Origin of the sequence: Rhizobium binae (genome assembly GCF_017357225.1) — a bacterium.
GTDB lineage: Bacteria > Pseudomonadota > Alphaproteobacteria > Rhizobiales > Rhizobiaceae > Rhizobium > Rhizobium binae.
In genome coordinates, this window is sequence record NZ_CP071607.1 from 118,328 (window position 1) to 139,954 (window position 21,627).

Here is a 21,627-nt window from a genome sequence, read left to right on the forward strand (position 1 = left end):
GCATGAGCGAGGTTCAACGACGCGGGTTTTTGGCGAGGCTCACAGCGTATGAGCCGCTGACACTGATCACGCTGGCATCGGTTGCTGGCGGATTGTTCGTGCTGCAGCGGCTGACGAGCGAGGTGCTCGAGGGCGAGACCTTTGGTTTCGATAAGGCCATCCTGCTGGCGCTCAGACATCAGGGCAAACTTGGCGTGCCGATCGGTCCCGCCTGGCTGACCCATGCCGTCAGCGATATCACCAGCCTCGGCGGCGTCACCGTGCTGACGCTGATGACCGTTCTCGTCACCGTCTATCTGCTGCTCGACCGGCGCTGGCCGATCGCGATCTTCGTCTTTTCCTCGGTACTGACCGGATGGCTGGCGAGCACGTTTCTGAAGATCCTCATTGCCCGGCCGCGCCCTGATATCGTGCCGCATCTCGTCGAGGTCAGCGATCTCAGCTTTCCCTCCGGGCATGCCATGGTCTCGGCGGTAACCTATCTGACCCTCGGCGCCTTGCTGGCGCGCACCCAGCGTTATCGCGCAACGCGGATCTTCGTGATCGGCGCCGGCGTCTTCCTGGCCGTCATCATCGGGCTCAGCCGGATCTATCTCGGGGTTCATTATCCGACCGACGTTCTCGCCGGGTGGTGTGCCGGGGCGCTGTGGGCGCTCGGCTGCTGGCTGATCTCGAAGCGCTTCGTCCCGAGCCGCGCTCCCGATGCCGCTCCCGAGCGTGGATCGGAATAGCTATTGCGGCATCTGGAACAAGTGGCGGATCCGCATCACCAGCGAGTTCATCGAGCCACCGTTCAGCGTCGTGCCTTCGACCGCAAAGGAATGCTGGCTCGTCTCGACGCGGCGAGACAGCGTGGCGGCAAGGTCATCGGCAATGCCGGGCCTGTCATGCAGCAGTGGTGTCAGGCTGGCTTGGGCAATTTCGTAAATGACGACGAAGGTGAGCGCGCGCAGGCTTGCCGTTTCGCCGACGCCGATCAGCAGCCCGCTCTCGCCGAAATAATCGCCCGGCGCGAGCCGTCCGAGTTCGATTTCCTTGTGGCCTTCCTTTCGTGTCGCGAGGAGGGCGCCGCTGCGCACGATCATCAGCGACGTCACGATCTCGCCCTGCTTGACGAGAATCGCATCCTTCTTGTAGGTCCGCCGCGTCATCGATGTCGCCAGGGCCTCCTTCTCGTCCTCGGTCAGCGAGGAAAACAGCGGGATGGCATCGAGAAGCCTCAGCGGCGTGGGACGGTGCGTCTTTGCCACTTCGTCGGGTTGCACCCGGTCGGGGAGGGGGGCTGCGGCATCGATCGGCCGCGCCAGCGTGAGGCCGGCAGCCTTGATATGGCGGTAAACGAGATCGAATATCTCGTTCTTCGCCGGCCCGGCCTGTCCGATATCCCTGACGCGGAAGGACAGTTCCACCTCCACTGCATCGGCATTCAGGGATTTGACCTGCGCGCCCGGCTTCGGTTCGGGAAGGATCAAGCTGCTGTTCAGGAGCACGGTGTGCATGAGGTCAACGATGACGGACGGTCCGGTCGTCGGCACGACGCGGACCGTCAGCGTCGCTCCGTGGCTACGGTCGGGGCTGCTGAGGTTCGTTAGCCCCACTTTGGCAAGGAAGCTGTTGGGCAGGATAACGAGGTCGTTCGAGCCGTTCAGGAGATGTGTGGAGCGCCAGTTCGTTTCGACCACACGTCCTTCGACGCCGTCGTTGAGGACGATCCAGTCACCGATCGAATATGGTCGGCCGAGATTGAGGGCGATACCGGAAAAGACATCGTTCAGGGTACTCTGCAGGGCAAGGCCGAGGATGATGGCGAAGACGCCCGAAGTGGCGATAAGCGTGCCGACGGGAAAGCTGAAGACATAGGCAACCACAGAGAGGGTCGCCCCGAGATAGATCAGGCCGATGACAAGGTCCTGGATGAGGCGCCCCTCGCGGGGCTGGCGCTCGAAGATCAGGAAGACGCGGACAAAACCGATCAGCGCCCAGGCGGCGTTGATCCACCAGATCACCTTGGCAAGAGCGATGAAGATGCGTTCGTAGGTCGTGGCCGTCGGAGGGCCGACTTGGTAGGGCACGATATCATGGTAGAGCAGTAAGATGGTCAGCGCGGCGAAGAAGAACAACTGGCCGGCGAGCTTCCAGCTCGGGAAGGGGCGAAGGGCAATTCGGGTGACGACCGCGCCGATCACGGCCAGAGTGCCGGCCTGGACGACAGGATCGGCAAGCATTCCGGACCATGTAAGTTCGTCAAGCATCGAAATACCAATTCATTCGAGAGCCGCCTTCAATGAAGCAAGGCAGGGCGTTGTCCGAGGTCACGGGGGTTCTCGACATCATCCTCCGGTTCGCCGCATCCTGATTTCTAATCCAATCGCAAGGCAACCATAAAATAGACGCCAGCGCCCAAAGCGTCAGGAACGGGCTTCGGACATCGCTCAGCGGCGCTCCGAACTGCGAGACGGACACAATGCCGTTGATGGCGGCGCTGCTGGGCACCAACGGCGCCAGATAATGCAGGACCTTCGGCATCGCCGCGGTCGGCCAGGAGAAGCCCGCGAGGAAGAAGAAGGGCAAGCCGATTGCTGCAAACGCCAGCCGGACGGTGAGCGGACTGCGGAACAATGCCGCGACGACCATGCCGAGGGCGCTCACCGCAAGCACGAAGGGCAGCGCGAAGACGAGGACGACGAGCGGGCTTCCGAGCCGCGGAAGATCATAGCGATAGGGCAGGACGATAATATAGAAGGGCAGCACCGCCGCCTGCAGGATGAGATAGGCGAGCAGCTTGCCGAGCACGGTCGCAAGAGCGCTGGCCTGCAAGGCCGTCGGATCATCTGTCCGCAGTGTCCCGAGCAGGCCGACGCCGATCAGCAGGATCGTGCCGGTCGCGCGGGGCTTCGTCGGATGCGGCGCAACAGGCTTCAGCCCGATCGCCGCGGAAGGACGGGTCAGACTTGCGCCGGTGATCAACCCTCGCGCTTGTGGCGCCGCATCCCTGCGGCGCCACAAATGCCTGTTTTCGATCAAAGTGTTAGAGCATGATCTCGTCGAAACCGCTCACCCTTTTCGGCATCACGTTTCAGGTGCGCGGCTTCAGATTTTCGGGGTCGTAGATCGGCTTGTATCCGACGCCGACAACCTCCACCGGATAGGTCTCGGCAAAATACTCGATATTTAGCTTGCGCCCGACCTGGCAGTGCGACCAGGGCAGATAGGCCAGCGCAATATTCTTGCCGACCGTCGGGCCGTAGGCGATCGAGGTCGTGTAGGAGCGGCGGCCGAGTTCGTCGACCAGGACCTCGCCGGTGGCGGGATCGACGACCGGCAGGTTGCCGACCGGATAACGCTTGACGCCCGATTTGTCGGTATTCTCGGTCATCACGAGCGTGCAGAGCATGGCCGGCTGGTGCTCACGCGCCTTGTATTCCAGATGTTTTGCCTTGCCGCGGAAATCGGCTTCCTTGACCTTCGGACGGGCGAGATCGGCCTCGATCAGATTGTACTGGGTCAGCAGGTCGGCGTTCTGCAGACGCAGGCTCTTTTCCATGCGGCGCGAGTTTGCATAGGTCTCGACGCCGAAGGCCATCACGCCGGTCGAGCGCAGCGCGTCCCAGACGGCGAGGCCGTCCTCGTACTTCATGTGCAGTTCCCAGCCCTGCTCGCCGACATAGGAGATGCGGAAGGCGGTGACCGTCTTGCCGGCGATTTCAATCGGCTTGATCGCTGCAAAGGCGAAGTTTTCCTGATCGAGACCGGCCGGATCGGCAACAACCTTCTTCAACGTCTCGCGGGCATTCGGACCCCAGATGCCGATGGTGATGTATTTCTCCGAGACGTCGGTGATGGTAACATCAAGGCCGCGATCCTGGGCGACGCGCTTCATGTAGTGCAGGTCGCGCGGGCCGGCATCGGCGCCGTTGACGAGACGGCAGCGGTCGGCCATGCGGAAGACGGTGAAGTCGGCGCGGACCATGCCTTCGTCGTCGAGGAAGTGGGTGTAGACGCCCTTGCCGATGTTGGCATCGCCGCCGATCTTGGCGGCGCACAGCCATTCCATCAGCTCGACATGGTCGGGTCCCTCGATATCGACCATGTGGAAGTGGCTGAGATTGACGATGCCGCAATCCTCGCTCATCGCCAGATGCTCGGCATTCGAGACGCGCCAGAAATGGCGGCTGTCCCATTCGTTCTCGCGAACCGGCACGCGGTCGCCGTATTTTTCCAGAAGGTGCTCGTTGGCGGCGTAGCCGTGGGCACGTTCCCAGCCGCCGAGCTCCATGAAGTAGCCGCCGAGTTCCTTTTCGCGCTCGTAGAAGGGCGAGCGCTTGACGTTGCGGCCGGAGGCATAGGGTTCGCGGGTGTGGACAGCCGGGAAATAGATCTTCTGGGCGGCTTCAAAGCAACGGCCCTCGATGAACTCTTCCGTCAGCTGATGCGGATAGAAGCGGGCGTAATCGATGCTGTTGTGGTCGATTTCGGTACGGCCGTCGGTCATCCAGTCGGCGATCAGCTTGCCATAGCCCGGGCCATCCTTGACCCAGATGGCGACGCAATACCAGAGGCCGCGCACCTTCTGGCTCTCGCCGCAGGATGGACCGCCGGCGGCGGAAACCTGCAGCAGACCGTTGAAGGAATGACCTTCGTTATAACCGAGTTCGCCGAGGATCGGCGTCAGTTCCATGGCGCGCTCGAGCGGCTCGATGATCTGTTCCATCTCGAGATCGCGCTGCGACGGCGAAAGGCGGGCTTCGTGTTTTTCGAGAAGCTCGCGCGGATGGCACATGCGCGGATTGTTGGCTTCGTAATAGCCCCACTCGATCTGGCCGCCTTCGGTCGTCGCCGGGTCGCCGGTATCGCGCATATAGGCGGAGTTGCCCTGGTCACGCAGCAGCGGGAAGCCGATTTCCTTGCCGGTGCCTTCGAACTCGTTATAGGGACCGAAGAAGGTGAGCGGGTGATCGACCGGCATGACCGGCAGGTCTTCGCCGACCATCTCGGCGATCAGGCGTCCCCAGAGGCCGGCGCAGACGATGACGTGGTCGGCCATGATCGTGCCGCGATGGGTGACGACGCCCTTGATCCGGCCGCCTTCGACGATCAGCGATTTCGCCGGCGTATTGCCGAACACCTGCAGCTTGCCGGCCTTTTCGGCGGCATCGACCAGCTTGCCGGCGACGGTCTGCGAGCGCGGGATGACGAGGCCGGCGTCCGGATCGAACAGACCGCCCATCACCTGATCTTCCTCGATCAGCGGGAACTTTTCCTTGATCTCGGAAGGGCTGACATAATGGGCGCGCGTGCCGAAAGCGCGGGCCGAGGTGAGCTTGCGCTTGATTTCCTCCATCCAGGCATCGTCGCCTGCGCGGGCCACTTCGAGGCCGCCGATGCGGGCGTAGTGGCCCATCTTCTCGTAGAAATCGATCGAATATTGCGTGGTCCAGACCGACAGATAGTCGTGGCTGGTGGTGTAACAGAAGTCCGAGGCATGGGCTGTCGAGCCGATATCGGTCGGGATGCCCGACTTGTCGATGCCGACGATATCGTCCCATCCGCGCTCGACGAGATGGTGAGCGATGGAGGCGCCGACGATGCCGCCGAGCCCGATGATGACGACCTTTGCCTTTTCCGGAAATGCTGCCACGTGCTGTTCCTTCTACATATCGCACGAACTAAATTTGACCCAGCCGCGCTTGGTTTGCGCTTCACGCAGGAGATCAGGATCTCATATCAGCCTTCGTAAGCGTGTCACGTTTAACGAAGCTGCAGAACTCCCGGCCTTCTTCGCATGTAAGCTGCGATGAGGGCATTATGCCTAAGGCTCATGACCGCCATTGGTCCTACGCCGCCGAGTAACGGCGCAATTGCGCTAGTCCGGATCGCCGGTGAAGCAAAGCGCTTCCTCGTCACGGCGCCGAAATCGCCGTAAGCCGGTCGATATCCACCAGCACGATATCCTCCGAAACAGGCTCGCGATTGTGCAGGCGGAACCATTCCATCGCTTCGCGCACGCGCTCTCCATACGGCGATGGATAGGTACCCAGTCCGAGGACCCATTCGCGCACGGTTTCGCGCTCCATCCGCCCGGCCCGGTATCGGTCGCAGACGGTATTCGCCGAGGCGACGAGATCATTGATGCTTTTCACGGGGCTACCCTCAATGCACGGAAGGTTCTTCGTCTTCGAGAAAGGACCGGATGCCGTCGCGCGCCACCACCGCCAGGAATTCGTCGAAGGCCTCCCGGTCGGTCGCAAAGGGCTCGTCCCAGCGGATCAGGTCTTCCGACTGGGTGACGACTTCCATCGTCCAGTCCTCGTTGCTGCCGGCGGTTCGGAAAATATCGACGAGCACGGTGACGCCGTCGTCGGTGAATTCTCCGGCCAATTCGGAGTGCTCAATCTTCTGCTTCTTCGTCATTCAGCCGCCAGCGCCGGGAGGGGCGTCGTTTTTGAGATATTCTTCGTATTGAACCGTCCTGGTCTCGTCCGTGTCTATAGAAGCCGATGTCGATTTTGCCAAGCGAACGCCGGCGCCGCCGCCATTCTCCGGGATGAAAAGCACGCCGGCGTCTTGCAGGGCGCGCTTGATCGGCTGCAGCGTTGCCTCGTCAGGGGAGAGCTTGCCGGCCTCGAAACCGGCAATCGTCGCCTTGGCGATCTCGGAGGCTGCGGACAGATCCCGCTTGGACCAGGCGATGAGAGCACGCGCGGCACGGCACTGGGCTGGAGACAGCATGAATATCCACCTGACATTGAGACTCTGATCTGGCTCTGGGCAGCACCTGTGAAGATGTAAGCGCGCCCGAAGAAAGCAAGCCCATGAAATTCCTGCCACCTTTCATGCCTACCCCGATTGGGCGAGTGGCAGGGTTGATTGACTGCATATCAGCAGGGCCTAATTTAAGCTTCTTTGCCACGCCCGGGAGGTAACAATGCGTGAGCCGGATATCCAGAAACTCGATGCACTCGTCGGCCGCCTTGTCGGCGATGTAGGCGCGGCGATATCAGGGGCCCTGGTCGTGCTTGGCGACAAGGTCGGGCTGTTCAAGGCGATGGCCGACGGGAAGCCGATGAGCGTTGAGCAGCTTGCCGCAAAGACCGGGATCAAGGAGCGCTATCTCAGGGAATGGCTGAGCGCCCAAGCGGCCGCGGATTATATCGTTTACGATGAAAAGACCGATCGTTTCAGCCTGACGCCAGAACAGGCGATGGTCTTTGCCGAGGATAACAGCCCGGCCTTCTTCGTCGGCGCCTTCGAGGTGGTGCAATCCATGTGGATGGACGAGCCGAAGATCGCCGAAGCGTTCCGCACCGGCAAGGGTCTCGGCTGGCATGAACACAGCACCTGCCTGTTCCGCGGCACCGAGCGGTTCTTTCGCCCGGGCTACAACAGCCATCTGGTCAATGAGTGGATTCCGGCTCTGGCCGGCATGGAAGACAAACTCAAGGCCGGCGCCAATGTCGCCGATGTCGGCTGCGGTCACGGCGCTTCGACCATCCTGATGGCGCAGGCCTACCCCGCATCGCATTTTACCGGCTTCGACTATCACGGCCCGTCGATCGAAAGAGCCAAGGCCGCTGCCAAAGAGGCTGGCGTCGCCGATCGCGTCACCTTCGAGCAGGGCAAGGCGGCCGAATTTCCGGGCCGCGATTATGATATGGTCGCCATGTTCGACTGCCTGCACGACATGGGTGATCCGGTCGGCGCCGGCCGGCATGTCAAGGAGACGCTGGCGCCGAACGGCACCTGGCTGATCGTCGAGCCCTTTGCCCATGATCATCTCAAGGACAATCTCAATCCGGTCGGACGCGTCTATTACGGCGCCTCGACGATGATCTGCACGCCGGCATCGCTCTCGCAGGAGGTGGGGCTCGGGCTCGGGGCGCAGGCGGGAGAAAGGAAGCTGCGCAAGGTGGCGCTCGACGCCGGCTTCACGCATTTCCGCCGGGCGACCGAAACTCCCTTCAACATGGTATTCGAAGTCCGGGCCTGAGAAGCGGGCGGCGCGGCGGCCGGTGCTATTTCGGCCGGCCGATGCTGGCATACATGCCGGTCGTGCGGAATTCGGTGGGATTGGTGCCATAGACGCGGCGGAAGACCTTCGAGAAATAATTGGCGTCCTCGAAGCCGCACATGATGGCGACTTCCTTGACCGGCAGGAAGTCCGCCTTGGTCAGCAGCTTGACGGCGCGCTGCAGCCGCTGCTGCAGCACGAATTCGGCCGGCGGCACGCCTTCGCTCTCGGCGAAGCTGCGCGAGAAATGCGCGCGGCTGAGGCCGACGATCGCCGCGAGTTCATTGACCGGCAGCGGCTTGTCGAGATTGGCGTTGATATGGTCGATCACCGGCTGCATCAGGCTGAGTTCGGCGGCAAAGGCCGGGGAATTGAAGACGTCGTCGTAGAGCGCCATCGCCGCTTCATAGGCGATTGCCGAGGCCGCGCCCGGCGAGGTCGCGCCCTTGACGAGGCGCAGGCTGCAAGCGGCGAGATGATCGATGGTCGAAGGCTGCAGCTTCAGGACCGGGCCGGCGGTGGAGAGCACCAGCTGATGGATGCGCAGCGTCTCCTCGCCATTCATCGAGATCCAGAAATACTCCCAGCGCTCGCCTTTCTCCAGCCAGTAGCGGTGATTGTGCGGCACGAGCACCAAGAGTGTGTCGCCGCCCTGGAGGCGATAGTTGCGGTTCTGGTAGCGCAGCCGGCCGGTGCCGCTGATCGTGTGCTGCAGGACGGTGAACGGCGTTTGCCCGCGTTTTCGGCCATCCCAGTCATAGGTCTCGTTCTCCCGCACTTCATAGCCGGCGCTGGTCGGCATGGCGTGCAATCGCTGGCGTCCGCGGGGCAGGGAAACCGTCCTCATCGACTGTCCGTTGGCGATCAAATCCTGCAGCACAAAATTACCCCTGAAAGCATAATCCTTCTCTGGTCGGCCCGCCGGATTCGGGCATAATCCCGCTCGACAAAACGAGGAGAACGCGGCCGATACAGCGGCCGGGAGGAAAACAGGCAGCTTTTTCGGCTCTTTGAACCACATGCGCCGGCATGCGGCCTGATCCTTCACAACCATATTTTCTCTAGCATTCGATCGGGTCGAGGTGAAGATCATGAGTTTCAAAATCGCTATCATCGGTGCGGGCAGCGTCGGCTTCACCAAGAAGCTGTTCACCGACATCTTGTGCGTTCCGGAGTTCCGCGACGTCGAATTCGCGCTGACCGATCTCAGCGAACACAATCTCGAAATGATCAAGGCGATCCTCGACCGCATCGTCGAGTCGAACGGATTGCCGACCAAGGTGACGGCGACCACCAACCGGCGCCAGGCCCTGGAAGGCGCGCGCTACATCATCAGCTGTGTGCGGGTAGGCGGGCTCGAGGCCTATGCCGACGACATCAGAATTCCGCTGAAATACGGCATCGACCAGTGCGTCGGCGATACGATCTGCGCCGGCGGCATTCTCTACGGCCAGCGCAACATCCCTGTTATCCTTGATTTCTGCAAGGATATAAGGGAGGTCGCCGAGCCGGGCGCGAAATTCCTGAACTATGCCAATCCGATGGCGATGAACACCTGGGCGGCGATCGAATACGGCAAGGTCGACACCGTCGGCCTCTGCCACGGCGTCCAGCACGGCGCCGAACAGATCGCCGAGGTGCTCGGCGCCAAATCGCTGAGCGAGCTCGACTATATCTGCTCCGGCATCAACCACCAGACCTGGTTCATTGACCTGCGCCTCAACGGCCGCAAGATCGGCAAGGATGAGCTCATCGCCGCCTTCGAGGCGCATCCTGTTTATTCGCAGCAGGAGAAACTGCGCATCGACGTGTTGAAGCGTTTCGGCGTCTATTCGACGGAGAGCAACGGCCACCTTTCGGAATACCTGCCCTGGTACCGCAAGCGACCGGAGGAAATTATCCGCTGGATCGACATGTCCGACTGGATCCACGGCGAGACCGGCGGCTATCTCCGCTATTCCACCGAAACCCGCAACTGGTTCGAGACGGAATTCCCGCAATTCCTGGAATCCGCCGCCAAGCCGATCGATCCGGCCAAGCGCTCGAACGAGCATGCGAGCCATATTCTCGAGGCGCTGGAGACCAACCGAGTCTATCGCGGCCATTTCAACGTCAAGAACAACGGCGTCATCACCAACCTGCCGACCGATGCGATCATCGAATCGCCCGGTTTCGTCGACCGCTTCGGCATCAACATGGTCTCCGGCGTCACCCTGCCGGAAGCCTGCGCCGCCACCTGCATCGCCTCGATCAACGTCCAGCGCATGTCGGTGCATGCCGCGATCTCCGGCGATATCGACCTCTTGAAGCTCGCCGTCCTGCACGATCCGCTTGTCGGCGCCGTCTCGACGCCGGAGGAGGTCTGGCAGATGGTCGACGAGATGGTCGTTGCCCAGGCGCGCTGGCTGCCGCAATATGCCGATGCCGTGCCGGCCGCCAAGGAGCGGCTGTCGAAATCGAAGGTGCAGACCCGCGACTGGGCCGGCGCCGCACGCCGCAACGTCCGCTCGATCGAGGAACTGCGTGCCGAAAAGGCGGCGCTGAAACAGGCCGTGTAAATTCGTGGAGGATGGCTCGTCACGGGTTTCCGGGAGGGAAACCCATGACATCAGGCCCGCTTTCACATCGTGCGAGGAAAAGGGGTGGCGTGAACCGCGCTCCGAAACAGAGGGAGAAACGATGATGAATTTCCGCAAAACAAGCATTCTCGCCGGACTGGCGCTCGGCGTCTCGGTCATGGCGCTGAATGCCTATGCCTCCGAGGCGACCGTTCCGCCGGTGCCGCCGAACTTCCCTGCCGAAGGCAAGATCAAATATGTGGCGCGCGACTCCATCCTGGAGTTCAAGGCGCTGCCCGAATATCACGAGCCCGACTGGGTCACGAAGGGCTTCGTCGCCACGGGCAAGCTGCCGCCGGTCAAGGACCGGCTGCCGAAGGAGCCGTTGGTCTTCAAGACAGGCAATATGCCGGACGGTACCGGCATCTACGGCGATACGATGCGCCACGTCATCGGTGGCCGGCCGGAAGGCTGGAACTACGGCGCCGGCCAGACGCAGGGCTGGGGCGGCATCGATATCGGCCTGTCCGAATGCCTGACGCGCACCGCGCCGCTCTTCCAGGTGGAAGCCAAGGATACCGAACCGCTGCCGAACCTTGCCAAGAGCTGGGACTGGTCGGAAGATGGTCATAAGTTGACCATGCACCTGGTCGAGGGCGCCAAATGGTCGGACGGCGCGCCGTTCAACGCCGACGACATCATGTTCTACTGGGAAGACGAGGTCATCGATCCGAACGTCTCGCCGCTCGGCGGCGGCGCTTCGCCGGAAGCCTTCGGCGTCGGCACGACGCTGAAAAAGATTGACGACTACACGGTCGAATGGACCTTCAAGGAAGCCTTCCCGAAGCAATATCTCTACACGATGTCCTACCCGAACTTTTGCCCGGGTCCGTCGCATATCCTGAAACCCCAGCATCCGAAATATTCGAAGAACACCTACGACCAGTTCAAGAACGCCTTTCCGCCGGAGTTCATGAACATGCCTGTCATGGGCGCCTGGGTGCCTGTGGAATATCGCCCCGACGACATCATCGTCCTGCGCCGCAATCCCTACTACTGGAAGGTCGACGAGAAGGGCAATCAGCTGCCCTACCTCAATGAGCTGCACTACAAGCTCTCGACGTGGGCCGACCGTGACGTTCAGGCGGTGGCCGGATCCGCGGATTTCTCCAACCTCGAGCAGCCGGAAAACTTCGTCGCCTCGCTGAAGCGCGCTGCGGAAAAGACCGCGCCCGCCCGCCTTGCCTTCGGCCCGCGCCTGATCGGCTATAACCTGCGGATGAACTTCTCCGCCAATGGCTGGGGCAACCCGGACGAGCGCGGTCAGGCAATCCGCGAGCTCAACCGCAACGAGGACTTCCGCAAGGCCGTCACCATGGCGCTGGATCGCAAGGCGATCGGCGACTCGCTGGTCAAGGGGCCGTTCACGGCGATTTACCCGGGCGGGCTTTCCTCCGGCACCAGCTTCTACGACCGCAACTCCACCGTCTACTATCCCTTCGATCTGAAGGGCGCCAAGGCGGAACTCGCCAAGGCCGGTCTCAAGGATACCGATGGCAACGGCATCGTGAACTTCCCGGCCGGCACGGCGGGCGGCAAGGATGTCGAAATCGTCATGCTGATCAACAATCAGTATACGACCGACAAGAGCCTTGCCGAAGGTGTCGTCGGCCAGATGGAGAAGCTCGGCCTGAAGATCGTCATCAATGCGCTCGACGGCGCCAAGCGTGACGATGCCCATTATGCCGGCCGCTTCGACTGGCTGATCCAGCGCAACACGACCGAGCTGTCGTCGGTGGTGCAGAATACCGAGCAGCTCGCTCCTGTCGGTCCGCGCACCAGCTGGCATCATCGCGCCGGCAAGGATGACCAGCTCGATCTGATGCCGTTCGAAACGGAGCTTGTCGATGTCGTCAACAAGTTCAGGACGAGCCAGGACAATGACGAGCGCGTCGATCTGATGAAGCAATATCAGAAGATCTCGACGGAACACGTCAACACGGTCGGCCTGACGGAATATCCCGGTGCCCTGATCATCAATAAGCGCTTCTCGAATGTGCCCCAGGGAACGCCGATCATGATGTTCAACTGGGCTGAAGACTCGGTGATCCGCGAACGCCTGTGGGTGGCTGCCGACAAGCAGGGCAAATATGAGCTGTTCCCCGAGCAGCTGCCCGGCAAGCCCGGCGACAAGGGCCCGATCAACTGAGGCCCATCGCCCGGAGATGAAGGGCTGAAGCGCGCCGCACCTGACTCGATGCGCTAGAAGGTTCCCTCCCAGCTGAAGTGAGCTTCGGGCCGCGCGTGCCGCGCGCGGCCTGATATGACCAACGAGCCGGCCGCGCTGACAAGGAGCGACTGGCGGCAGAGAGAAGCGAACCGTTCGATGTTACGATTCCTGCTCGTGCGCATAGCCTCCGCGATCCCCGTTCTCTTGATCCTGAGCGTGGTGACTTTCGCGATTATCCAGGCCCCGCCCGGCGATTATGCCGATTATATAAGATCCCAGTTGATCAACCAGGGCGGCGCATCCTACGCCCAGGCCGAAGCGCAGGCGCAGGCCTACCGCATCGAGCACGGCCTCGACAAGCCGATGGTCGTCCAATACGTCAACTGGATCGGCGGCATCGTGACGCGCGGCGATTTCGGCTACAGCATGTTCTACAACAAGCCGGTTGCCGACGTCGTCGGCGAGCGCCTGCCGCGGACCTTGTTGTTGGCGCTCGTCTGCCACATCTTCGCTTCGGTGCTCGGAATCGGCTTCGGCATCTGGGCGGCAACGCGCCAATATAGCTGGATCGACAGCACGCTGTCGGCAGTCTCCTTCCTCGGCATGACGGTGCCGCGCTTCCTGATGGCGCTGATCATCGTCTATCTCCTGGTTTTCCAGTTCAACGTGACTGAGATCGGCAGCTTCTTCTCGCCGCAATATGGAGGGGCGCCGTGGTCCTGGGCGAAATTCGTTGATCTCGTCAGCCATGTCTGGCCGGTTGTCGCGATCGCCACTTTTGGCGGGCTCGCCTACAACATGCGCGTCATGCGTGGCAATCTGCTCGACACGCTGAATGCGCAATATGTCGAGACGGCAAAGGCCAAGGGTCTTTCCGGCGGCGCGGTGGTGATGCGCCATGCGGTGCCGAACGCGCTGCATCCGCTCGTCATGTATCAGGGGGTGGTGCTGCCCTACATGCTGACCGGCGAGATCGAAACCGCGATCATCTTCGCCCTGCCGACCGTCGGCCCGGCCATCGTCGGCTCGATGGCGATCGGTGACGTCTATGTCACGGCGACCTTCATGATGGTGCTGTCGGCAACGCTGATCGTTGGCAACATTATCGCCGACATGCTGCTCGCTCTGCTCGATCCGCGCGTACGCCAGTTCGGAGGAGCCTGAGATGCTTGCTTTCGATTCTTCCGAAACGCCACCGACAACCGAACCTGCGATCAGGAAGCCTTCACACGGTAACGAAAGTTACCTTGCGCTCGTCTGGCGCCGGTTGCGGCGCTCCTGGACCGGCATGGCCGGACTCGTGCTCGTCGGGCTTTTGATCATCATGGCGGTCTTTGCCGATTTCTTCGCGCCGATGGACCCGAAGGCGACCGATGTCGGCTTCGCGCCGCCGCAGGTGATGAGCTTCCACGACAAGGACGGAAACTTCGTCTTCCAGCCGCGCGTCTATGCGTTGTCGGATTCCGAGGAGCTCGATCCCGTCACCTTCCAACCGATCGTCGGTATGGACTACGACAATCCGCGACTGCTCGGCTTCTTCGTCAAGGGCGCGGAATACAAGCTGTTCGGCCTGATCCCGGCCGACCGGCACTTCTTCGGCTCGACCGACGGCCAGCCCGTACATTTCCTCGGCACCGACAAGTTCGGCCGCGACGTGCTGTCGCGCGCCATCATCGGCTCGCGCATCTCGCTGATGATTGCGCTGACAGTGGTCTTCATCGTCACGCTGATAGGCACGACGGTCGGGATGGTTTCCGGATATTTCGGCGGCACTTTCGATATCTGGCTGCAGCGATTCGTCGAACTGGTGCTCGCCTTCCCGCAGCTGCCGCTCTATCTCGCATTGACCTCGCTGATCCCGGTGACGGCGCCAACCAATGTCTTTCTCGCCTTCGTCATCGTCGTGATGTCGGCGCTCGGTTGGGCGCAGATGTCGCGCGAGGTGCGCGGCAAGACCCTGGCGCTTGCCCGCATCGATTATGTCCGGGCGGCGATGGCGGTTGGCGCAACCGACCGGCGCATCATCATCCAGCATATCTTCCCCAACGTGATGAGCCACGTCATCGTCGCGGTGACGCTGCACATACCGAGTGTCGTGCTATTGGAATCCTTCCTCGGTTTCCTCGGCTTTGCCGTCAAGCCGCCGCTGATCTCCTGGGGGCTGATGCTGCAGGACACGGCGACCTATTCGGTCATCGGCTCTTATCCATGGATTCTCTCTCCCGTCGGCTTCGTGCTCGTCACCGTCTTCGCTTTCAATGCGCTTGGCGACGGACTGCGCGACGCAGTCGATCCTTATTGAGGTGATCGATATGGCTCTTGCACTGGTCAATTCCTTCGCACCGCCCGTCCGCCACGACCATAATGGCCGCTCGGACACGCCGATTATCGACGCCCGCAACGTTGCGGTGAATTTCAAGGTCGAGGACGGCATGGTCGAAGCCGTCAAGGACGTCTCCTTCCAGCTCTATCGCGGCGAGACGATCGCGATCGTCGGCGAATCCGGCTCCGGCAAATCGGTGACGGCGCGCACGGTGATGGGGCTGCTGTCGAAGCGTGCCGTCGTATCCGATAAATCGACGGTTTCCTATGACGGCAGCAACATCCTGAAGTTTTCCGAGCGGGCCCGCCGCAAGCTGCGCGGCGATCGCATCTCGATGATCTTCCAGGAGCCGATGAGTTCGTTGAACCCGATCTATACGATCGGTAGCCAGATCGTCGAGGCGATCCGCGCCCATCGTCGGATGAGCCGGAAAGATGCGGAAAGGCGGGCGCTCGAGCTGCTCGAACATGTGCAGATCCCCGATCCGGCCGCGAGACTCCGGCAATATCCGCATCAGCTTTCCGGCGGCCAGCGCCAGCGCGTGATGATCGCCATGGCGCTCGCCAACGATCCCGATGTCCTGATCGCCGACGAGCCGACGACGGCGCTCGACGTCACCGTGCAGGCGCAGATCCTGAACCTCATCCGCAACCTGCAGAAAGAGCTGGGGATGGCCGTCATCCTCATCACCCATGATCTGACGGTGGTGCGGCAGTTCTCCGACTATGTCTACGTAATGCAGCACGGCGAAGTGCGCGAGCACAACGTCACCGAGGCGCTCTTTGCCAATCCGCAGCACCCGTACACCCGGCATCTGCTCGCTTCCGAGCCGCGTGGGCAGGCCAATCCGCTGCCGGAGGGATCGGATGTCATTCTCGATGCCAAGGGCGTGCGGGTTGGTTTCATGCTGCGCCACGGCACCTTCCTGAAGCCGGAGATGCGCGAGCTCGTCGCCGTCGATAGCCTCAGCCTGACGCTGCGCCGTCACGAGACGCTCGGCCTCGTCGGCGAATCCGGCTCCGGCAAGACCACCTTTGGCCAGGCAATCCTGCGGCTGAACACGCCGCAGGCTGGCGAGATCCATTTCGACCGTCAGCCGATCCACGGCCTTTCCAGGGCCGAGATGCGGCCGCTGCGGGCCCGCATGCAGGTGGTTTTCCAGGATCCGTTCTCCTCGCTCAATCCGCGCATGACGATTGGCCAGATCATCGAGGAAGGGCTCGTCGTCAACAGGCTGGGCGCTACGAGGGCCGAACGGCAGGACCGGGTGCGCGAGGCGCTTGTTGCCGCCGGCATGCCCGGCAATATCCTGTCGCGTTTCCCGCATGAATTTTCCGGCGGCCAGCGCCAGCGCATCGCCATTGCCCGCGCCATCGCGCTGGAGCCGGAATTCATCCTGCTCGACGAGCCGACATCCGCCCTCGACCTCTCCGTCCAGGCGCAGATCATCGAACTCCTGCGCAAGCTGCAGGACGAGCGGGGCCTGAGTTACCTCTTCATCTCGCACGATCTCAAGGTCGTGCGGGCACTGTGCCATCGCGTCATCGTCATGCAGCATGGCAAGATCATGGAAGAGGGGCCTGTCGACGAAGTTCTCACCAATCCCAAGACCGCCTACACCGAACGGCTCGTCAAAGCCGCTTTCGAGGTAGCATGATTGACCCGCATGCCGGAGGTTATAATGGCTGCAAATCCCAAAATTACATTCATCGGAGCAGGCTCCACCGTCTTCATGAAGAACATCATCGGCGACGTGCTGCAGCGTCCGGCGCTCTCGGGCGCAACGATCGCGCTGATGGACCTCAACCCTCAGCGGCTTGAGGAAAGCGCCATCGTCGTCAACAAGCTGATCTCGACGCTCGGCGTCAAGGCCAGGGCCGAGACCTATTCCGATCAGCGCAAGGCGCTTGCAGGCGCCGATTTCGTCGTCGTCGCCTTCCAGATCGGCGGCTATGAGCCTTGCACCGTCACCGATTTCGAGGTGCCGAAGAAATACGGCCTGCGCCAGACGATCGCCGACACGCTCGGCGTCGGCGGCATCATGCGCGGGCTTCGCACCGTGCCGCATCTCTGGAAGGTTTGCGAGGACATGCTCGCCGTCTGCCCCGAGGCGATCATGCTGCAATATGTCAACCCGATGGCGATCAACACCTGGGCGATATCGGAGAAATACCCGACCATCCGTCAGGTCGGCCTCTGCCATTCGGTGCAGGGCACGGCGATGGAGCTGGCGCACGATCTCGATATTCCCTACGAGGAAATCCGTTATCGTGCCGCCGGCATCAACCACATGGCCTTCTATCTCAAATTCGAGCATCGCCAGGCCGACGGCTCATACCGCAACCTCTATCCCGACCTCCTGCGCGCCTATCGCGAGGGCAGGGCGCCGAAGCCCGGCTGGAACCCGCGCTGCCCGAACAAGGTGCGCTACGAGATGCTGACGCGGCTCGGCTATTTCGTCACCGAAAGCTCGGAACATTTCGCCGAATACACACCCTATTTCATCAAGGAGGGCCGGGAGGACCTGATCGAGAAATTCGGCATTCCGCTCGATGAATATCCGAAGCGCTGCATCGAGCAGATCGAGCGCTGGAAGGGCCAGGCGGAAGCCTATCGGACCGCCGACAAGATCGAGGTGAAGCCGTCGAAGGAATATGCCTCCTCGATCATCAACTCTGTCTGGACCGGCGAGCCCTCGGTGATCTACGGCAATGTCCGCAACAATGGCTGCATCACCTCGCTGCCGGAAAACTGCGCCGCCGAAGTGCCGTGCCTCGTCGACGCCTCCGGCATCCAGCCGACCTTCATCGGCGACCTGCCGCCGCAGCTGACGGCGCTGATCCGCACCAATATCAACGTGCAGGAACTGACGGTGCAGGCGCTGATGACGGAAAATCGCGAGCACATCTACCACGCCGCCATGATGGACCCGCACACCGCCGCCGAACTCGACCTCGACCAGATCTGGTCGCTGGTCGACGACCTGCTCGCTACCCACGGCGACTGGCTACCCGAATGGGCGCGCACATCCAGGAAAGTCCAGGCCGCCTGACCGCCTCTCCCTGGTCAGGCATCAGGAAGCCCCGCGGTCGCAACAACCGCGGGGCTTTTGCGGAAAACCCTTTGCGGCGATCGACATCGCTCGATTGTCGATCTTGCGCAACACCGGCCGAAGTCGCCGTTTCCGCTCAGTGGGGCTTGAATCCGATCACCATCGAGTCCGGCCCCAGCAACGGCTCGACGCGCGTCGACACGAAGCCGGCGTCGCGCATCCAGGTCTGGCAGTCCGCGCCGGTGTAGTCGAACCCCCCGCGGGTCTCGATCAGCATGTTCAAGCTCATCAGCAGGCCGAAGGCGTTGCTGCGGCGCTCATCGTCGATGACGGCGTCGTAGACGATCAGGGCGCCGCCGTTCGGCAGCGCGGCGAAGGCCTTTTCCAGCAGTATTCTCTTCTCGGCAAGATCCCAGTCGTGGAGGATATGTCCCATCACGATCACATCCGTATTCGGCATCGGACTGTCGAAGAAGTTGCCGCTTTGAAAGCGGATGCGGTCGGCAAGGCCGTGCCGCGCGACGAACTCGTCAAATATCGGCTGCACGGCAGGCAGGTCGAAGCCGAGGGCCTGGAGATGCGGATGGGCTCGGGCGATCACCACCGGTACCATGCCTTGCGCCGCGCCCACATCGGCGAAGGTCGTGTATTTCGACCAGTCGAACTTGGCGGCAATCGCCTGCGCCGCACCGGCACTGATCCCGCTCATCGCCTCGAGGAATCCGCGCAACCGTGCCGGCTCCGCATACAGCGCAGCAAAGAAGTCCTCGTTGCGCTTGGCTTCGTTCTGCGGCTCGCCCGTGTGCAGGGCTTCGGTTAGTGAGCCCCAGAAACCGTAGAGCCGGGCATTGGCCATTTCGAGGATGCCGCCGATATAGGATGGCTTCGCCTTGTCGAGGAAGAGGTCCGTATCGGTGGCATTGCGATAGCGGCCGTCCTCGCGTTCGAGCAGCTTGAGGGCCACCAGGGCGTCGAGGAAGTCGCGGGCCGAGCGGGGGTGCAGTTTCAGCCTGGCCTGCAGGTCGGGCAGGTCGGCCGCGCCGGCTGCGAGCTCGGTGAAGACGCCGAGTTCGACCGCGCTGAGCATGACTTTGGAGGCCCAGAACCCCAGGCCAAGCTGCATGATGTTGTCCGGCGTCGTTACGCCCATCGTTCGTCTCCTCGTTGAACGTGACGTCGAACGGCACCTGGGATTGGTGGGGTAACCGAAGTGGTCCGACGGCGCTGCGAAGCCGACGACGTTCCGTCTAGTCGAGGCGCCCTGGTAGTGAAAATAGAGCGGTTTACGATGGGGTGCAATTAATCAAGAATCGCTAGCTAAGAGCCGACAACTGACTCTCACCGCGAACTTGAGTCGCAGGTCTAAGGGTTCAAAATTGGTGAGGCTGCGACACCTGAACCGCATCTGCCCAAACTTTGCTATGTCGGTTCTGACCCCTTGGGCGGCTCCTCAAATCCCCGACCCATCGAGCTCCTCGTCGTCATCGCCTTCCCAGGGCGAGGGCATCGAAGTGCGATTGGCCGAGGGCATCGGCATCCAACACTTCAGCTCCGGCTCGGCATATTCGATGATGTGCCCGGGCGAGGAATCCGAGGCGCGCCAGCCTTCTCCTGCGAATTGATCGCCATGCGACCAGTAGGCGAGGTCAACTTCCGCCGGCCCCTGCTCGGACGCGCGGATCGTCACCAGGATCCGGCTGCCGTCCTTCGGTGCGCTTGCCATCTGGCGCCAGCGATCTGCGTCATCCATCGATTTTCCTCCTGCCTTGCTGCTGGGACAAGTGTTGCCTTGTCGTCGGAAGCGGTCAACTCAAACTTTAGGATCGAGCGCGCGCACATCGCCGATGCCTGCGCCTCACTGTGGATCGACGGCGAGCTCGTCCACCTGGAGGATCTGGTGCTGGACGATCGCACTCGGTCAATGAAGGGAGCCATCCTCGGCCGGCCGTGGTCACCGCTTCCGGTCGGGCTGGATGCAGGTTGCGCTCCCGAAATATTAAGGATCTTCAGCTATTTCTTCCGATAGCTCGTGCGCGAGCCGGGGCATGGCCCCCCCCCGCAAGGTTAGGCATAATGCCGCGACGACCGGGTGACGGGCGGCGGGACGGTGTGTACGGAGAGATGACAGCATTGCGGGAAGACCATCGAAGGCAGCGGAGTGGCCATCTCGAGGCCCCATTGTTTTCTCCGGAAGAGTGGCTCGACTCACTGACGCCAGTCGCTGCTTGGCGCCTGCTGATCCTCGGCTTGATCTGTATCGCAAGCTCGAATTGGCTTTTCCAAGCCAACGGCATCAACAATGTCGGTCTGTTCTACATGCTGCCGATTTGCGTTGCGTGCTGGCGTTTCGGTTTCAAAATTGCGATGGGCATCGCGGTAGCGGAAATCGCATTGTCGGCTGCAACCTTCCTGAGTGCTTCCGGTCATCTGGACACGAGCGCGATGGTCGAGCTGGTCATGCAGCTTATCAAGTTCGGTTGTACGGCTGCTGTCGTGTCGCGCTTCCGGCAAGGTTTCGATCGGGAACGCCTTCTTGCGCGGCGCGATTGGATGACCGGAATTTTAAACAGGCATGAGTTCCAACGCCAGGCTGAAGCGATGCTGGCATCGGCAACGACGCGTCATCACTCTTTGCTACTTGTTTATTTCGATCTCGATGGCTTCAAGGCTGTCAATGATCAGTTCGGCCACCATGCGGGAGACCGGCTCTTGCAATGCCTTGCAGAAAAGGGGAAGTCCTTGATCGGCCCGGCGGATTGTTTTGGGCGGATGGGCGGCGACGAGTTTGCGGTGTTGATGGAGCTGACAAAGACCGAGCGCGCCCTGGAAGTGACGGCGCAGTTGCATCTGGGATTCACCGCGGCATTGGAGAGCACCGGCCACAGGGTCACATGCAGCATGGGGGCAGTGGTGGCCCTCTCCAGTAACGATGCCTCGCTGCACGAGCTGATGCGCCAGGCTGACCAGCTCATGTATGCGGTGAAACGCGATACGAAAGCCGGCTTCCGCTTGGCAGGCCATGCTCCTCCGTTCGACGTCGACTTCTTGCTGTCTCCAAGACAGCAGACATGCTCGCATCAATCCCATGGATGATCGAGGAGTTGATCTTGAACTGCTCGCTTGCCCTGGTAGTTCGAGCGCTGCCGTCCTCTTTATCGGCGTAGCGCTTGTTCCTTGGCATACGCTCCCTCACGACGGCCAAAGCCGCGGCCCTGGCGATTGTCACGAGTTATAAGCCCGAGCCCGTCATCACGCCGCTCGGCGAATTCCGGAGAGGGATGAAATCAGATGCAGGGAGCGCGTTCGTGAGTGCTCGGGACCGGGGGCGCGGAATCCCACCCAATACGGGGCGAACCCTCCTGGCGGAGCAATTTTCTTCCCATATACTTCATTGCCTCCCGCCGATCCTGCCGGATAGTTTTGCGGCGTGTCCTAGAGTCATTTCCCACCTGCTTG

At 61.7% G+C, this 21,627-nt stretch carries 18 protein-coding genes; 9 read left to right on the forward strand and 9 right to left on the reverse strand.

Annotated elements, in window-relative coordinates; translation table 11 throughout:
* Positions 1-2 precede the first annotated feature (2 nt).
* Positions 3-731, forward strand: a complete 729-nt coding sequence (locus tag J2J99_RS27450; RefSeq protein WP_168296491.1) for a phosphatase PAP2 family protein — start codon at positions 3-5, stop codon at positions 729-731.
* Here J2J99_RS27450 and J2J99_RS27455 read toward each other — a convergent pair whose 3' ends face one another.
* The 6 genes from J2J99_RS27455 to J2J99_RS27480 all read right to left on the reverse strand — a co-directional run bounded on the left by J2J99_RS27455 (position 732) and on the right by J2J99_RS27480 (position 6,729).
* Positions 732-2,252 carry a mechanosensitive ion channel family protein gene (locus J2J99_RS27455; RefSeq protein ID WP_168296492.1) on the reverse strand — a complete coding sequence of 507 codons (1,521 nt, stop codon included), beginning with the start codon at positions 2,250-2,252 and terminating at the stop codon, positions 732-734.
* Entirely contained in the window at positions 2,245-2,967 is a 723-nt protein-coding gene (locus J2J99_RS27460) for an ABC transporter permease (RefSeq protein WP_246735349.1), read from the reverse strand. Before J2J99_RS27460 ends, J2J99_RS27455 begins: the two co-directional genes overlap by 8 nt.
* Positions 2,968-3,076: 109 nt before the next feature.
* Positions 3,077-5,638, reverse strand: a complete 2,562-nt coding sequence (locus J2J99_RS27465) for a GcvT family protein (protein WP_168296494.1) — start codon at positions 5,636-5,638, stop codon at positions 3,077-3,079.
* Between the two features lie 262 nt (positions 5,639-5,900).
* Positions 5,901-6,140, reverse strand: a complete 240-nt coding sequence (locus J2J99_RS27470; RefSeq protein ID WP_168296495.1) for a hypothetical protein — start codon at positions 6,138-6,140, stop codon at positions 5,901-5,903.
* A 10-nt stretch (positions 6,141-6,150) separates the two neighbouring features.
* On the reverse strand, positions 6,151-6,411 hold the full coding sequence (locus J2J99_RS27475) for a hypothetical protein (protein ID WP_168296496.1): 261 nt from the start codon (positions 6,409-6,411) through the stop codon (positions 6,151-6,153).
* Complete coding sequence (locus J2J99_RS27480; protein WP_168296497.1) at positions 6,412-6,729, reverse strand: helix-turn-helix domain-containing protein; 318 nt, start codon at positions 6,727-6,729, stop codon at positions 6,412-6,414. It abuts the gene before it with no gap.
* 196 nt (positions 6,730-6,925) lie between these two features.
* On the opposite strand from J2J99_RS27480, the gene J2J99_RS27485 reads away from it, so the two are divergent.
* On the forward strand, positions 6,926-7,987 hold the full coding sequence (locus J2J99_RS27485) for a class I SAM-dependent methyltransferase (protein ID WP_168296498.1): 1,062 nt from the start codon (positions 6,926-6,928) through the stop codon (positions 7,985-7,987).
* 25 nt (positions 7,988-8,012) lie between these two features.
* Here the strand turns inward: J2J99_RS27485 and J2J99_RS27490 are convergent, their stop codons facing one another.
* Entirely contained in the window at positions 8,013-8,855 is an 843-nt protein-coding gene (locus J2J99_RS27490; RefSeq protein WP_168296499.1) for an AraC family transcriptional regulator, read from the reverse strand.
* Positions 8,856-9,099: 244 nt separating this feature from the next.
* On the opposite strand from J2J99_RS27490, the gene melA (J2J99_RS27495) reads away from it, so the two are divergent.
* The 6 genes from melA (J2J99_RS27495) to melA (J2J99_RS27520) all read left to right on the forward strand — a co-directional run bounded on the left by melA (J2J99_RS27495) (position 9,100) and on the right by melA (J2J99_RS27520) (position 18,171).
* Positions 9,100-10,566 carry an alpha-glucosidase/alpha-galactosidase gene (melA, locus tag J2J99_RS27495; RefSeq protein ID WP_168296500.1) on the forward strand — a complete coding sequence of 489 codons (1,467 nt, stop codon included), beginning with the start codon at positions 9,100-9,102 and terminating at the stop codon, positions 10,564-10,566.
* Between the two features lie 121 nt (positions 10,567-10,687).
* Positions 10,688-12,775 carry an ABC transporter substrate-binding protein gene (locus J2J99_RS27500; protein WP_168296501.1) on the forward strand — a complete coding sequence of 696 codons (2,088 nt, stop codon included), beginning with the start codon at positions 10,688-10,690 and terminating at the stop codon, positions 12,773-12,775.
* A 177-nt stretch (positions 12,776-12,952) separates the two neighbouring features.
* The gene (locus J2J99_RS27505; protein WP_168296502.1) at positions 12,953-13,960 is read left to right on the forward strand and encodes an ABC transporter permease; all 1,008 of its coding nucleotides are present in this window, start codon (positions 12,953-12,955) and stop codon (positions 13,958-13,960) included.
* Between the two features lies 1 nt (position 13,961).
* A complete protein-coding gene (locus J2J99_RS27510; protein ID WP_168296503.1) occupies positions 13,962-15,098 on the forward strand; it encodes an ABC transporter permease in 1,137 nt (378 codons plus the stop codon).
* Positions 15,099-15,108: 10 nt separating this feature from the next.
* Entirely contained in the window at positions 15,109-16,776 is a 1,668-nt protein-coding gene (locus J2J99_RS27515) for an ABC transporter ATP-binding protein (RefSeq protein ID WP_168296504.1), read from the forward strand.
* 24 nt (positions 16,777-16,800) lie between these two features.
* Positions 16,801-18,171, forward strand: coding sequence for an alpha-glucosidase/alpha-galactosidase (gene melA / locus J2J99_RS27520; RefSeq protein WP_168296505.1), 1,371 nt, complete (start codon positions 16,801-16,803; stop codon positions 18,169-18,171).
* A 136-nt stretch (positions 18,172-18,307) separates the two neighbouring features.
* Here melA (J2J99_RS27520) and J2J99_RS27525 read toward each other — a convergent pair whose 3' ends face one another.
* Both J2J99_RS27525 and J2J99_RS27530 read right to left on the reverse strand, forming a co-directional pair.
* A complete protein-coding gene (locus tag J2J99_RS27525; protein ID WP_168296506.1) occupies positions 18,308-19,321 on the reverse strand; it encodes a methyltransferase in 1,014 nt (337 codons plus the stop codon).
* Between the two features lie 300 nt (positions 19,322-19,621).
* Positions 19,622-19,921, reverse strand: coding sequence for a hypothetical protein (locus J2J99_RS27530; protein WP_168296507.1), 300 nt, complete (start codon positions 19,919-19,921; stop codon positions 19,622-19,624).
* Between the two features lie 428 nt (positions 19,922-20,349).
* Between J2J99_RS27530 and J2J99_RS27535 the strand changes: the two genes are divergently transcribed.
* Positions 20,350-21,264 (forward strand): GGDEF domain-containing protein, encoded by a 915-nt coding sequence (locus J2J99_RS27535; protein ID WP_168296508.1) that lies wholly within the window; start codon positions 20,350-20,352, stop codon positions 21,262-21,264.
* Positions 21,265-21,627 lie beyond the last annotated feature (363 nt).